Source organism: Bradyrhizobium sp. 87 (assembly GCF_023073015.1).
Classification (GTDB): domain Bacteria; phylum Pseudomonadota; class Alphaproteobacteria; order Rhizobiales; family Xanthobacteraceae; genus Bradyrhizobium; species Bradyrhizobium canariense_D.
The window spans coordinates 43,582-57,092 of the sequence record NZ_JADPIQ010000083.1; the positions used below are offsets into that span (position 1 = coordinate 43,582).

At 63.2% G+C, this 13,511-nt stretch carries 12 protein-coding genes; 7 read left to right on the top strand and 5 right to left on the bottom strand.

All coding sequences use genetic code 11. The annotated features are described in order from the left end of the window. The first annotated feature begins 12 nt into the window (after positions 1 to 12). Genes IVB50_RS19410 through IVB50_RS19425 form a run of 4 tightly spaced genes read left to right on the top strand, consistent with a single transcriptional unit; the run spans position 13 to position 3,488 of the window. Positions 13 to 858, top strand: a complete 846-nt coding sequence (locus IVB50_RS19410; RefSeq protein ID WP_039799195.1) for an ABC transporter ATP-binding protein — start codon at positions 13 to 15, stop codon at positions 856 to 858. Then, complete coding sequence (locus tag IVB50_RS19415) at positions 855 to 1,640, top strand: ABC transporter permease (protein ID WP_247296994.1); 786 nt, start codon at positions 855 to 857, stop codon at positions 1,638 to 1,640. Before IVB50_RS19410 ends, IVB50_RS19415 begins: the two co-directional genes overlap by 4 nt. Beyond that, positions 1,637 to 2,404, top strand: a complete 768-nt coding sequence (locus IVB50_RS19420; RefSeq protein ID WP_026232822.1) for an ABC transporter permease subunit — start codon at positions 1,637 to 1,639, stop codon at positions 2,402 to 2,404. The genes IVB50_RS19415 and IVB50_RS19420 overlap by 4 nt, the downstream gene beginning before the upstream one ends. A 37-nt stretch (positions 2,405 to 2,441) precedes the next feature. After that, the gene (locus tag IVB50_RS19425) at positions 2,442 to 3,488 is read left to right on the top strand and encodes a peptidase M29 (protein WP_247296995.1); all 1,047 of its coding nucleotides are present in this window, start codon (positions 2,442 to 2,444) and stop codon (positions 3,486 to 3,488) included. On the opposite strand, the gene IVB50_RS19430 is transcribed toward IVB50_RS19425, so the two are convergent. From IVB50_RS19430 to IVB50_RS19450, 5 genes are read right to left on the bottom strand one after another with little or no spacing between them, the layout of a single operon-like run. After that, positions 3,485 to 4,477 carry a 3-hydroxybutyryl-CoA dehydrogenase gene (locus IVB50_RS19430; RefSeq protein ID WP_247296996.1) on the bottom strand — a complete coding sequence of 331 codons (993 nt, stop codon included), beginning with the start codon at positions 4,475 to 4,477 and terminating at the stop codon, positions 3,485 to 3,487. The genes IVB50_RS19425 and IVB50_RS19430 overlap by 4 nt on opposite strands. 3 nt (positions 4,478 to 4,480) lie before the next feature. Beyond that, on the bottom strand, positions 4,481 to 5,569 hold the full coding sequence (locus tag IVB50_RS19435) for an NAD/NADP-dependent octopine/nopaline dehydrogenase family protein (protein ID WP_247296997.1): 1,089 nt from the start codon (positions 5,567 to 5,569) through the stop codon (positions 4,481 to 4,483). Continuing rightward, entirely contained in the window at positions 5,566 to 7,089 is a 1,524-nt protein-coding gene (locus IVB50_RS19440; protein ID WP_247296998.1) for a long-chain fatty acid--CoA ligase, read from the bottom strand. The genes IVB50_RS19435 and IVB50_RS19440 overlap by 4 nt, the downstream gene beginning before the upstream one ends. A gap of 2 nt (positions 7,090 to 7,091) precedes the next feature. After that, positions 7,092 to 8,381 (bottom strand): acyl-CoA dehydrogenase family protein, encoded by a 1,290-nt coding sequence (locus IVB50_RS19445; protein ID WP_247296999.1) that lies wholly within the window; start codon positions 8,379 to 8,381, stop codon positions 7,092 to 7,094. A 12-nt stretch (positions 8,382 to 8,393) separates the two neighbouring features. Next, entirely contained in the window at positions 8,394 to 9,209 is an 816-nt protein-coding gene (locus IVB50_RS19450) for an alpha/beta hydrolase (protein ID WP_247297000.1), read from the bottom strand. Between the two features lie 197 nt (positions 9,210 to 9,406). On the opposite strand from IVB50_RS19450, the gene IVB50_RS19455 reads away from it, so the two are divergent. The 3 genes from IVB50_RS19455 to IVB50_RS19465 all read left to right on the top strand — a co-directional run bounded on the left by IVB50_RS19455 (position 9,407) and on the right by IVB50_RS19465 (position 13,494). Continuing rightward, entirely contained in the window at positions 9,407 to 10,168 is a 762-nt protein-coding gene (locus IVB50_RS19455; protein ID WP_247297001.1) for an SDR family oxidoreductase, read from the top strand. 43 nt (positions 10,169 to 10,211) lie between these two features. Beyond that, on the top strand, positions 10,212 to 11,048 hold the full coding sequence (locus tag IVB50_RS19460) for an enoyl-CoA hydratase family protein (RefSeq protein ID WP_247297002.1): 837 nt from the start codon (positions 10,212 to 10,214) through the stop codon (positions 11,046 to 11,048). A 94-nt stretch (positions 11,049 to 11,142) separates the two neighbouring features. Beyond that, positions 11,143 to 13,494 carry a bifunctional salicylyl-CoA 5-hydroxylase/oxidoreductase gene (locus tag IVB50_RS19465; RefSeq protein ID WP_247297003.1) on the top strand — a complete coding sequence of 784 codons (2,352 nt, stop codon included), beginning with the start codon at positions 11,143 to 11,145 and terminating at the stop codon, positions 13,492 to 13,494. The last annotated feature ends 17 nt before the right edge of the window (positions 13,495 to 13,511 follow it).

Consider the following 13,511-nt stretch of genomic DNA (forward strand, 5'->3'; position numbering starts at 1 on the left):
AAGTGAGACGAGATGAAGGTAGTGCCTTCGAGATCGGGCGGATGGGTGAGACCGGTGACGCCGCAAAAACCGGCTTCTGCAATCATCGAGATCGAGAGCGTCTCGCAGGTATTTCAGACCTCGGCGCGCAAGAACCATGTGGCGCTATCGGACATCTCGCTGGCGATCGAGGAGGGAGCCTTCGTCTCCATCCTTGGTCCATCCGGCTGCGGCAAGTCGACATTGCTTTACGTCGTCGGCGGCTTCGTCAGCCCAACCAGTGGCTCAGCAAAGATCAGGGGACGGACGATCACGGGACCAGGGCCGGATCGCGGTCCGGTATTCCAGGAATTCGCGTTGTTTCCGTGGAAGTCCGTGCTGGGCAATGTGATGTACGGCCCTCGCCAACAAGGCGTGCGCACCGCCGAGGCGGAAGCACAGAGCCGTGCTTTGATCGAAATGGTCGGGCTCAAGGGCTATGAGAACTTCTATCCCAAGGAACTGTCCGGCGGCATGAAGCAGCGCGTGGCGCTGGCTCGAACGCTGGCTTACCATCCCGAGGTTCTGTTGATGGACGAGCCGTTCGGCGCGCTCGATGCTCACACGCGAACGCGGCTGCAGAACGATCTGTTGAACATCTGGGAGCGTGATCGCAAGACGGTGCTGTTCGTCACGCATTCTGTGGACGAAGCAGTTTTCCTGTCGGACAAAGTCGTGATGATGTCGAAATCGCCCGGCCGCATCCGCGAGGTGATCGACATCGATCTGCCGCGGCCGCGCCGCCGCAGCGAGCTGCTGCTGGACCCTCGCTACCAGAAATACGTCGTCGATATCGAGCGCATGTTCGACGAGGTCGAAGATACGGGATCGGCGTCATGACATCGCTGACGGCCCTTGCCAAGCGTGCCGCGCCGGTGTTTGCCTGCATCGGGCTTCTTGCGGCATGGCAGGTTGCGTCACTCGCGCTGAAGAACGACAGCTTCCCCACGGCGATTGAGGCAATCCGTGCAATCCCGGACATCCTCGGAGACAAGGAAGCGCTAATCAACATCCTGGCCTCGCTCCGCCGCATGGCGGTCGGGTTTGGCATAGCGGTGTCGGTTTCGATCCCACTCGGCCTGTTGATGGGCCGCAGCCGGGCCGTCGCGGCTTTCTTCAATCCGCTCCTGATGGTGATTTACCCGGTGCCGAAGGCAGCGCTGATGCCGATCATCATGCTGTGGCTCGGCGTCGGTGACATCACGAAGACGCTGGTGATCTTCCTCGGCGTCAGCCTGCCCGTGATCTATCACAGCTTCGAGGGCGCCAGGGCGGTGGAAGAGAAGATGCTGTGGTCGGGCGCAGCGATGGGACTTTCGCCTGCGCAACGGCTGGTCCGGATCGTACTGCCGGCGGCGCTGCCGGAAATCTTGACCGGTTGCCGCACCGGACTCGTGCTGGCGCTGATCACGATGATTACCAGCGAGATGATCGCGCGTCAGTCCGGCGCCGGCAACATCTTGTTCAACGCGCTCGACATGGGCCAATACGACACCGTCTTTGCGATGATCATCATCATCGGCGCGATGGGAATCTGCCTGGATGCAATCTTCGAGCGGATCCGCGCAAGGCTGGTGCGCTGGTCTGAACCGCAGTTCGACTTGCCCTTGAGCTTCTCATAATGCCGCAGCTTCGCTCCACCAGCATCATCCTTGGGCTCGCGCCGATCGTGCTGGTGATCGCGCTGTGGCAGGGCCTCGTATCATTTGGCTTCGCGCCTGCGGTGTTGTTGCCGCCGCCGGGATATGTCTTCGGCAGGCTGCTCCAGCAACTCGTGACATGGACGTTTCAGCAGGAGATCGCGGCGACCCTGATCCGGTTGTTTGCCGGCTTCGCGATTGCGGTCGTGCTCGGTGTCAGCATCGGCATCGCCGCCGCCGCCAGTCCGGCTATCAACGCCGTGGTCCGGCCGATCGTGCGCGTGCTCGCGCCCTTGCCCAAGGTCGCGCTCTATCCAGCATTGCTGCTGCTGCTCGGCTTCGGTCATGGATCGAAGATCACCCTGGTGGCGGCGGATGCACTTTTTCCCATTTTGTTGTCTACCTATTATGGCGCGTCAACGGTGGAGCAGAAGCTGATCTGGTCGGCCATGGCGGCGGGAACGCCGCGCTATCAGATCCTGTTCAAAGTGGTGCTGCCGGCGGCGATGCCGTCGATCCTGACCGGATGCCGGATCGGCCTTGTCATTTCCTGCATCGTGGTGTTTCTGGCGGAGATGATCACGTCGAGCGACGGGCTCGGACATGTCCTCGTCACGGCGGCCCGGACCTTTCAGGCCGTCGATATGTTCGTGCCGCTGATCACGATCTCGCTGCTGGGCCTGATCCTCAATGGCCTGCTGGGGGCCGTGCGCGCGTACCTGCTGCGGGGTTTCCCCGAAGCATGAACTGACGAAGAAGAAACAGGAAGACCGGGAGTAGACCATGCTGGCTGATCGCATCGAAGCAAAATGGATCGACGCATTTTGCGAGATTTTTGAGCGATGCGCGGTCAAGGCGGGCGATACCGCGGCGATCCTCTCGGAAACCCAGTCACGTGCGTTGAATGTTCATCTGGCGGAGCTCGCGCTGCTGCGGATCGGCGCGCGACCGTTCCACGTGGTCATGCCGACCCCACGTAACCGGAATATCGTTCCGGTTCGCTCGACCGGGGCGAGCGAGGCGATCCAGCGGCTTGGCCCGGTTATCACCGCGCTTCAACAGGCCGGCTTTGTTGTGGATTGCACCATCGAGGGCCTGATGCATGCGGTCGAGACACCCGAGATCCTCAAAGCCGGCGCGCGTATCCTGGTGATTTCCAACGAGCATCCCGAGGCGCTGGAGCGGATGGTGCCGGATCCCGCGCTCGAGAAGCGCGTTCGCGCGGCGGCGAAGATGCTGCGGGGGACCAAGCGGATGCGGGTGACTTCAAAGGCCGGCACGGCGCTCGACGTCGATATGGTCGGCGCGTCCACTGTCGGCGTGTGGGGGTGGACGGACAAGCCCGGTACGCTGGCGCATTGGCCCGGCGGCATCGTCGTCAGCTTCCCCAAGAGCGGAACGATCAATGGCACGCTGGTGATGGCGCCCGGCGACATCAACCTGACCTTCAAGCGTTACCTGACATCGCCGGTGAAGATGACGCTGAAGGACGATTATGTCGTCGAGCTGGAAGGCGAGGGCACTGATGCCGCGATGATGCGTGCCTACCTTGCGGCTTGGGGCGATCGGGAAGCGTATGCGGTATCGCATGTCGGGTTCGGCATGAATCCGGCCGCGCGCTACGAGGCACTGTCGATGTATGACCAGCGCGATACCAACGGCACGGAAATACGCGCCGTCTCCGGCAACTTCCTGTTCTCGACCGGGGCCAACGAATTCGCCGGCCGTTACACAACGGGCCATTTCGATCTGCCGATGATGGGGACGACGATCGAGCTCGATGGCATTGCCGTGGTGCGCGAAGGTGTGCTTCAGGACGTCTTCGGCTAGGTCCGATCGAGCACGGGCGGACGAGCCAGGTCAAAGTGACGGAGCAGGTCGACCATGGCCTGAAGCCGTTTTGTCCGATAGGCGTCGACGTCCATGCCTGAATAATCCAGAAAGCCTGCGCCCGTGCGCAGGCCGATCCGGCCCTCGTGCATGTTCCGCGAAATGACCTCCGGTGCACGATAGCGGTCGCTGCCGAGCGTGCCTTCGAGATAGCGGCTGGCATAGTAGAGGATGTCGCCGCCACCCCAGTCGATGAATTCGAGCAGCCCGAGCACGGCGTAGCGGAAGCCGAAGCCGAAGCGGATCGCCTTGTCGATCTCCTCGGCGCTGGCGACGCCTTCCTCGACCATGCGCGCGGCCTCGTTCATCGCCAGCGCCTGGATGCGCGGGACGATGAAGCCGGGAGACGCTGCGCAGACCACCGGCACCTTGCCGATGCCTTCGAGTAGCGCCTTGACCTCCTCGATGATGCCTGGATCGGTGGCGTTACCGGGCGAAACCTCCACCAGCGGAATCAGGTAGGCCGGATTGAGCCAGTGCACATTGAGGAAGCGGCGGGGATTTACGATCGCGCCTGAGAGGTCGTCGACGAGAATGGTCGACGTCGTTGATGCGATGATGGTATTGGGGCCGACTTGCTTTGAGGCGGCCCCCAGCACATTCCGCTTGAGCGCGACGACTTCGGGGACCCCTTCGAAGACTATTCCCGCATCGGACAGTGCCGCCGCGCTCTGGCTGGCGGGCACCACCGAGACCCGCGCAATCAGCGGATCGACATCCGCCTCGGTCAGTAGCCCCAGCTTCGCCAAGCTGGCAAAGGTCTTGCTGATTTCGCCGAGCGCATCTGCCTCCAGCCTGGCGAAATCTTCGGCTGAACGGGCCTTGATGTCGATCATTGTGACCGTATGCCCGGCGTAGGCGAACGCGACGGCGATGCCGCGGCCCATGCGGCCGGCCCCGAGACAGGCGATGATGGCTCGGCTGGTCATCGCTTAAAATCCCTTGCGAAGAAGCGTTTGCAATGCGGTTTTATCGAGATTGCCGAGTCCCAGCGTCTCGAGGCTCCGGCCGCCTTGCGCGAAATCCTCACCGCAAACTGCACCGCCAATGGCCAGGAATGCCTTGGCCAGCGGCGTAGCCACGCGCGCCAAGCCGGCGACGGAGACCAGCAGCGATAGCCCAAGCCGCAAATCTTCTCTCATATAGCGGTGCTCGGTCAGCACGATCCGCTCGCGCCAGTCGCCGGAATCGGTCAGCCGGTCATGCGAGCCGCGGCCGTACATCCAGATCTCGCCTTCCTTGGCATAATGATGGGCGAGCGGAAAATGCGGTGCGCCATATCCGAGCGCCTCACGCACGGCAATCCGTTCGCCGTCGAGCGCGTCGGTGACCCGGCGAATCGCGGCTTGCGTTCCTTCCTTATGGATGTCCCACTTTTCGAAGTGCTCGATCGGGCCTGCATTCATCACGATCAGCGGCGGATGGATAATCGGGCCTGCATTCATCAGCGCACCGGAGAGAGCATCGCCACACGGCTCGATTGCACCGGGGAAAGCCTGTCCAATCACCTCAAGTGCACGCGGCGCCTGATCGAGCGGGAAAACGCCGACCGGCAGTCGCTTGGCGCGGATGGTGATCGCGACCTCGAACGGCCCGTGCTTGCGGGTCAGCCAGGGCAAGGTTCCGGTCTCGGCAAAGCACGCCTTGGCGTGGTTGCCCGCATCCCGCGCAGCCTGGGCGAAGATCATCGAGCCGAACGTGGCCGGCGGCAAAAACACAACCTGTCCATCCCGCAGATGGGGAGCAAGCAGGCGCGCGATATCAGTCTGCGCGAAGGCGGGGGCAGGGCACAGGATCAGCTCTGCGCCGTTGACGGCTTCGGCAATGTCGGCCGTGACCAGCGCGAGCTTGACGTCGTGACGGCCGTTATGATCCTTCACCAGGATGCGCGAGCCGGCGGCGCGATGGGCTGCGACCTGATCCGCGTCGCGGCGCCAGAGCCGGACCTCATGTCCCGACAGCGCAAAATCGCCTGCGGCTGCGAAAGAGCCGTTTCCTCCCCCCAGAACCGCAATCTTCAAGATGCTTCTCCTTGCGTGCGCGATTGCGCATCAAGCTGCTTCAGCAGGAAATGCTGGACCTTGCCCAACGCGGTGCGCGGCAGGTCCGTGACGAAAATGATGTCGCGCGGAACCTTGTAGCGGGCGAGTTGTGTCTGAAGATGCGCTTTCAACGCGTCGGCTTCCGGTCGACGGCCGGATCGCGGGATCACGTAGGCGATAGGGACCTCGTCCCAGCGTGGATCGGGCCGGCCGATCACGGCGCATTCGCTGACATCGGGATGTTCGAGCAGGACGCGTTCGACCTCCGCCGGATAGATGTTCTCGCCGCCGGAAATGATCATGTTCTTCTTGCGGTCGCGCACCCAGAAATAGCCGTCCGCGTCGCACAGGCCGATATCGCCGGTACGATACCAGCCGTCGTGCAGCGCATCGCGCGTGGCGTCCGCATTGCTCCAATATTCGAAGAACACGTTCGGGCCGCGCACCGCGATCTCGCCCGGTGCGCCCGCCGGCACCTCGTTGCCGGCCTGATCAATCACTTTTGCTTCGCAGCACAGGCCGGCAAGCCCGGTCGATCCCGCGCGCGAGAGATCGCCACCAAGCCGGGTGTAGACTGCAATGGGGCATGTTTCCGTCGAGCCGTAGACCTGGAGCACCGGGACGCCACGCGCGACGAAACGGTCGATCAGATACGGCGGCACGATGGTCGAGCCGGTCGCGACGGCTTTGAGTGATGAAAGGTCGGTCGTGGTCCAGGCGGGATGCTCGCTTACGGCCTGGATGATCGCCGGCACCATCACGGTCAAGGTCGGCCGCTCCCGTTCGATGGCTGCAAGCGCGGTGTCCGGCGTGAAGCGTGCGTGAACCGTGACCATCGCGCCTAGCTGGAGCGCCGCCGTGGTCTGGATGTTGAGGCCACCGACGTGGAAGAATGGCAGCAGAGTCAGCACATGGTCGTCAGACGTCATGTTGTGCATGTGTTGGCTCATGACGCCGTTCCACAACAACGCCTCCTGGCGCAGCACCGCGCCTTTCGGTCGTCCGGTCGTTCCCGATGTGTAGACAATGAGGAGCGGGCAGGAGAGATCGGTGTGCGGGTTGCGGCCGGTGCCCCGGCTTCGAGCCAACAGGTTTTCGAACGTCGTGCCGTGAGGCGGCTCGAAATCGAGCCCGACAATTGCAGTGCCCTCGAGCTCGGCAAGAATTCCCTCAAATGCCTGCTCGAGCACCAGGACCTTGGCGCCGGCATCATTGAGGATGAAAAGCTGCTCGGCGATCGCCAGACGCCAGTTCAGGGGCACCAGCATCGCGCCGAGCCGCGCGCAGGCATAGAGCAGAACCAGATAGTCCGGCCGGTTCAGGCTGAGGATGGCAACGCGGTCGCCGCGGCCGACGCCAAGCTCCTGCTTCAATGTCGCGGCGGTCCGTTCGATGCGCGCAGCGAACGCTGCATAGCTCAACCGTTCGCCTTCGAAGGCAATGGCTGTCTTGTCTGGCGCGAACGCCGCGTTGCGATCGATCAGACTACAGAGGTCCACCGTCAGTCGTCCGTTTCGCCGGCCTCGTACAGTGCCTCGCGCCCGATCCGGTCGAGGCAGAGCTCGGCTGTCCAGGGCAGCATCAGCGAGCCGCAGCGGCTGTCGCGATAGATCCGCTCGAGCGGCAGCGAGCGCAGCATGGCCTGACCGCCGCAGGTGCGGATCGCGAGCGCAGCGAGCTCATTGGCACCCTCCATCACCGAATATTGCGCGGCATAGGCGCGAAGCACCTGCTCCTTGCTCGGATTGGCGCGCGCCTCGGTGACCGCCTGGAACCAGATCGCCTTGATCTGCTCGAGCTTGATCTGCATCTGCGCGACCGCAATCTGCTTGGTCGGATACATCCTGCGCTTGACCGGCGGCATGCCCGGTACTTCGCCGCGCAAATATCGCACGGTGAAGTCATAGGCGGCTTGCGCAAGGCCCATATAGGTCGGCGACAACGTCAGGAACATGTGCGGCCAGCGCATCGCGGCCTGGAAATAGACGCCCCGCGGCATCAGCGCCGAATCTGCCGGCACGAACACGTCCTTGAACAGCAGCGTGCGCGAGACTGTTCCGCGCATGCCGAGCGGATCCCAGTCGCCGACGACCGAAACGCCTTCCGATTTTGCAGGGATGGCGAGGTAAAGCGTATTGCGGCGGGAAGCCTTCTCGCCTTCCTCGATCTCGGTGCAGAGAACGCCGTAATAGTCCGCATGGCCGGAGAGTGATGCAAAGATCTTCTTGCCGTTGACGATCCAGCCGCCCTCGACCGGCCGTGCTTCCGTGCCGAAAGCGACCCCGCCTGCCGCTGCCGCACCGCCCTCCGAGAAGGGCTGCGAATAGATCGCGCCATCCTCGACGATGCGCTTGTAGTGGACTGCGCGCCGCTGCTCGTGCTCGGCGCGAGTCTCTGCATCCATGTCGAGATCGTCGGCGAGCGGGCCCGACCACAGCGTCGAGCAGACATGCATGTTCCAGGTGAGCGCAGTCGCGCCGCAATAGCGGCCGATTTCGGCTGCCGCGAGGGCGTAGGTTTGATAATTCGCTCCGAGCCCGCCATGCTTCTTGGGCACGGCAATACCTAGCAGGCCGACGCGATGCAGGTCGCGATAATTCTCGGACGGGAAAATCGCCTCGCGATCGTAAGTCGCGGCGCGGTCGGCGAACACGCTCTGGCCGATCTCGCGCGCGCGCGCGATGATGCCGGCCTGCTCGTCGCTCAGTCGGAATGCGACGGGATCGAAGATCGGCGCGTCCAGCGCGACCTTGTCAGTCGCGCCGATGGTCTTGCTGACTTGCATGGTCATTGCGCAGTCATCCTACGTTTTGGTCGCGACGGAATTCAGGAACCGGCCGAGGGCCTCGTCAAAGGCGTTGGGGCGTTCGAGGTTCGCAAGATGGCCGACACCGGGCAACTCAACATATTCAGCCGAGGGAATGTAGGTCGCGGTCTTCGCCATCATCGGGGCTGGCGCGTTGTTGTCCTTGGAGCCGGACAGCAGCAGCGTCGGGATCGAAATATCCTTGAGGGTGCTGCGCTGGTCGAAGCCGATCAAGGCCAGCATCATGGCGCGATAGCTCGCCTCGGGCACGCTTGCCATGCACTCGCGTGCAAGCTCCATTCCCCTGGGATCGGGATCGTCGCCCACGAGTTCCTTCACCAAAGAGGGCGCCAGCGACTTCATCGTTTCGCCGCGATCGAGCGGCCCCAGCCGTGCGGCGATAAACGATGTCTGCCAACCGCCGTCGGCCTTGCCGAAGGCGGGGCTGGTCTGCGCCAGCACGACCGCGCGCGCCGGTTTTGGGGATTGCACCAGCCATTGCTGAACGATCATGCCGCCGATGGAATGCCCGACCAGAATCGGCCTGCTCGCACCAAGCTGCTCGATGAATCGCTGAAGCGCATCCGCCAGGGCAGCGATGCTGACGCTGGCGAGCGGCGCCGATCCGCCGTAGCCCGGCATGTCCCATGCAATCGCGTGGAAGCGGTCGCCGAATGTGGCAAGCTGCCGCCGCCAGGCCCGTGCCGCACCGCCGATGCCATGCAGGAAAATCAGAGGTGTCGCGCCCGGATGGCCCGCTGCTTCATAGGCGAAGCGGCCGTCCTTTGTTATCATTGGCGCAGGCTGCGACACGCGACATCCTTTTGCTCGGCCCTTCGATGCTAACAGGCCTGTGAGGGATGGGAAGAGATAATTTTATACTTAAAGCAATTTTCGGGCCGGTGTTCGGCGTGCGGCTGTCCGCGGGGTCGCGTCGCGCTTCGTTTGCAAAAGTTTGAAGGTTAAAATATATCAAGAGAGCGATCAGCAGAATGCAAGGAAGCCAGCGCATGTCCGGATTACCGCATTCGCCGCACGCGCTGGTGACCGGTGGCGGTCGCGGCATTGGTCGCGCCATCGCAGCAGCGCTCGTCGAGGCCGGTGCCACGGTGACCGTCCTTGGGCGGAACGCTGCGACGCTTGAAGAGGCTGTCAGCGCAGGGGCAGCGCATTTTGCGGCCGTCGCCGACGTCTCGGACGAAACCTCAGTGAAAACCGCCATCGCTCAAGCGAGCGCGCGGAAGCCGATCGATATCCTGATCGCCAACGCGGGAAGCGCCGAGTCCGCGCCGTTCTCCAAATCCGACAGCGCGCTGTTCGCGCGCACGATGGACGTCAATTTCATGGGCGTGGTCCATGCTGTCAGCGCTGTGCTGCCCGGGATGAAGGATCGTCCCTATGGTCGTATCGTTGCGATCGCGTCCACGGCGGGGCTCAAGGGCTACGCCTATGTCAGTGCCTACACCGCGGCCAAGCATGCTGTGGTCGGTCTCGTGCGGTCTCTCGCTCTCGAGATGGCCGGCAGCAACGTGACCGTCAACGCGGTGTGTCCCGGTTTCACCGACACCGATCTGGTCGCCGGCAGCATCGAGAACATCATGAAAAAGACGGGGCGCAGCCGCGAGCAGGCCATTGCCGAACTCGCGAAGCATAATCCGCAAGGGAGATTGATCTCTCCACAGCAGGTCGCGGATGCCGTGCTCTGGCTGTGTGGCGAGGGCGCCGGTGCAATCACCGGGCAGGCAATCGCTGTTGCCGGTGGTGAGATTTAGCGCGCATGGCAAAGGTGCGGAGCAAGGAAGCCAAGGAGATCGTATGAGCAGACCAGCCAATCCCGTGACCTTACCGATTGCGGACTATTCGCCGCAGCACTTCCTGCTGGCCGTCGTCGATGGTGTTGCAACCGTGACGCTCAATCGTCCGGAACGAAAGAATCCGTTGACCTTCGAGAGCTATCGCGAACTGACCGATTTCTTTCGCGCCTGCGCGTTCGACGATGCGGTCAAGTCCATCGTCATGACCGGCGCTGGCGCCAATTTCTCGTCCGGCGGCGATGTGTTCGAGATCATCGGTCCGCTCGTGAAGATGGACACCAAGGGGCTGACGGCGTTTACGCGGATGACCGGCGACCTCGTCAAGGCGATGCGGGCCTGCCCGCAGCCGATCGTTGCCGCGGTTGAAGGCATCTGTGCCGGCGCGGGCGCGATCATCGCCATGGCGTCGGACATGCGGCTTGCGGCGAGCGGGGCCAAGGTCGCATTCCTCTTCAACAAGGTCGGCCTTGCCGGTTGTGACATGGGGGCCTGCGCGATCCTGCCGCGGATTATCGGACAGTCCCGCGCTTCCGAGTTGCTCTACACCGGCCGGTTCATGACCGCGGAGGAGGGCGAGCGCTGGGGCTTCTTCAGCCGCCTCGTCACGCCGGAGCAGGTGCTGCCCCAGGCACAAGTGCTGGCCAAGCAAATCGCGGAAGGACCGACCTTCGCCAACACCATGACCAAGCGGATGCTGGCCATGGAATGGGCGATGTCGGTGGAGGAGGCAATCGAGGCGGAAGCCGTTGCTCAGGCGCTGTGCATGACGACGGCCGATTTCAAACGGGCCTTCGAGGCTTTCGCCAACAAGGTCAAGCCGGTCTTCAGGGGCGACTAAGCCGGGCTTTGCCGGCAGCCTGCTGCAATGGGGACTTGCGCGAGATTATTTTAGGCTTAAAATAGTTTCGCCGGGTTGAATTGGCGAGGCTCCCATGAAAGTCGCGATCATCGGTGGCGGACCTGCGGGTCTCTACGCTGCAATCCTCCTGAAGAAGCAGCGGCCGAGCGCCGAGATCGCGGTGTACGAGCGCAACCGCGCCGACGACACCTTCGGCTTCGGCGTGGTGTTCTCGGACGCCACGCTTGATAATTTCGAGAAGCACGATCTTCCCAGCTATCGCCGCATCACCCAGGAATTCGCCTACTGGGATGACATCGCCGTGCACTTCCGCGGAACGGTCCATCGGGTCGGTGGCAACGGCTTTTGTGGCTGCTCGCGGCAGAAGCTGCTCCTGATCCTCCAGGCGCGCGCGCGCGAACTGGGGGTCGTCCTGAATTTCGAAGCGGACGTCGAGGACGAATCCCGCTTCGCCGACGCCGATCTGATCCTGGTCGCGGACGGCATCAACAGCCGCTTTCGCGACAAATACGTCGATCATTTCGCGCCGGAGGTCGATCTGCGCGCCAACAAATTCGCCTGGATGGGCTCGACCAGGCCGCTGGATGCCTTCACGTTTATCTTCCAGGAGACGGAGTGGGGGCCGTTCATCGCCCATGCCTATCAATATGAAGCCGGGCACTCGACCTGGATTTTCGAGACCGATCCGGAGACGTTCGAACGCGCCGGGCTGACAGGGCTGAACGAGACCCAGTCGGCTACGCGAATGGCGGAGATCTTCGGCTGGTTCCTCGACGGTCACCAACTGCTCACCAACCGCTCGACGTGGCGCAACTTTCCGATGATCCGCAGCAAGCGCTGGGTCAAGGACAACATGGTTCTGCTCGGCGACGCCAAGGCGAGCGCGCATTTCTCGATTGGCTCAGGCACCAAGCTCGCAATGGAAGACGCGATCGCGCTGGCCGAGGCGATGGACAAGGCGCCCAGCATCAAGGCCGCGCTGGACGTCTATGAGCACGGCCGGCGCGAGGAGGTCGAGAAGACGCAGCACGCCGCCGACGTCTCGCTGGTCTGGTTTGAGCATGTCAACCGCTTCTGGGATTTCGATCCGGTGCAGTTCGCCTTCGGCGTGATGACGCGCTCGAAGGCGATCACCTATGACAATCTGAAACTCCGCGCTCCCGACTTCGTGGCGGAGGTCGAAAGATCGTTTGCCAAGCGTGTTCGTGACAGCGGTTTCGACGTCGACACCGAGAAGCCGATGGTGCCGCTGTTCCAGCCATTCCGGCTGCGCGAGATGGAGATAGCCAATCGCGCCGTGGTGTCGCCGATGTGCATGTATTCGGCGAAAGAGGGCGTGCCGACCGATTTCCACCTGGTGCATTACGGATCGCGTGCGATCGGTGGCGCCGGTCTGATCTTCACGGAGATGACCTGCGTTGCCCGCGACGCCCGCATCACGCCCGGCTGCACAGGACTGTGGAATGACGAGCAGGAGGCACTCTGGCGGCGCATTGTTGATTTCGTCCATGCGAATTCAGCCGCAAAAATCTGCCTGCAATTGGGGCACGCCGGGCGTAAGGGTGCGACCAAGCTGATGTGGGACGGCATGGACCGTCCGCTCGAGGAGGGCGGCTGGGAGGTGTATTCGGCATCGCCGCTGCCCTATTTCCCCGACAGTCAGATTCCGCGTGAGCTCGATCGGGCCGGCATGAACGTAGTGAGAGATGCTTTCGTCGCGGCGGCCGAGCGCGGCGAACGCTGCGGCTTCGACATGCTCGAATTGCACTGCGCCCACGGCTATCTGCTTGCGAGCTTCATCTCGCCGCTGACGAACACCCGCACGGATGAGTATGGCGGCTCGCTCGAAAACCGCCTGCGCTTCCCGCTCGAGATCTTCGAGGCGCTGCGGGCCGTATGGCCGTCGCACAAGCCGATGTCGGTGCGCATTTCCGCGACCGATTGGGCCGAGGGTGGCATCGGCGGCGACGACGCGGTGGCGATCGCGCGGGCTTTTGCCGAAGCCGGCGTCGATCTCGTCGACGTCTCGACCGGGCAGACCGTGCGCGATGCGCAGCCGATCTATGGGCGCATGTTCCAGACCCCGTTTTCCGACCAGGTCCGCAATGAGGCGCGCGTGGCCACGATGTGCGTCGGCAACATCACGACGGCGGACCAGGCCAACACCATCCTGGCTGCCGGCCGGGCGGACCTGGTCGCGCTCGGGCGGCCGCATCTGGTCGATCCCTTCTTCACCATGCGGGCGGCGGCCTGGTACGGGGCGGACGACGCGTTCTGCCCGCCGCAATATCTTCCCGGAAAAGATCAGATTTTCCGCAACAGCGTGCGCGACCGGCAGGATCTCGAGGAGCTGAGAATTAAGGCTAAGCCCAAGACCCGGGCCGAGCTCAAGGCGGAGGCGACGAAGCCGCTTGCGGCGGAGTGACCGCCCGTGCGAATTTG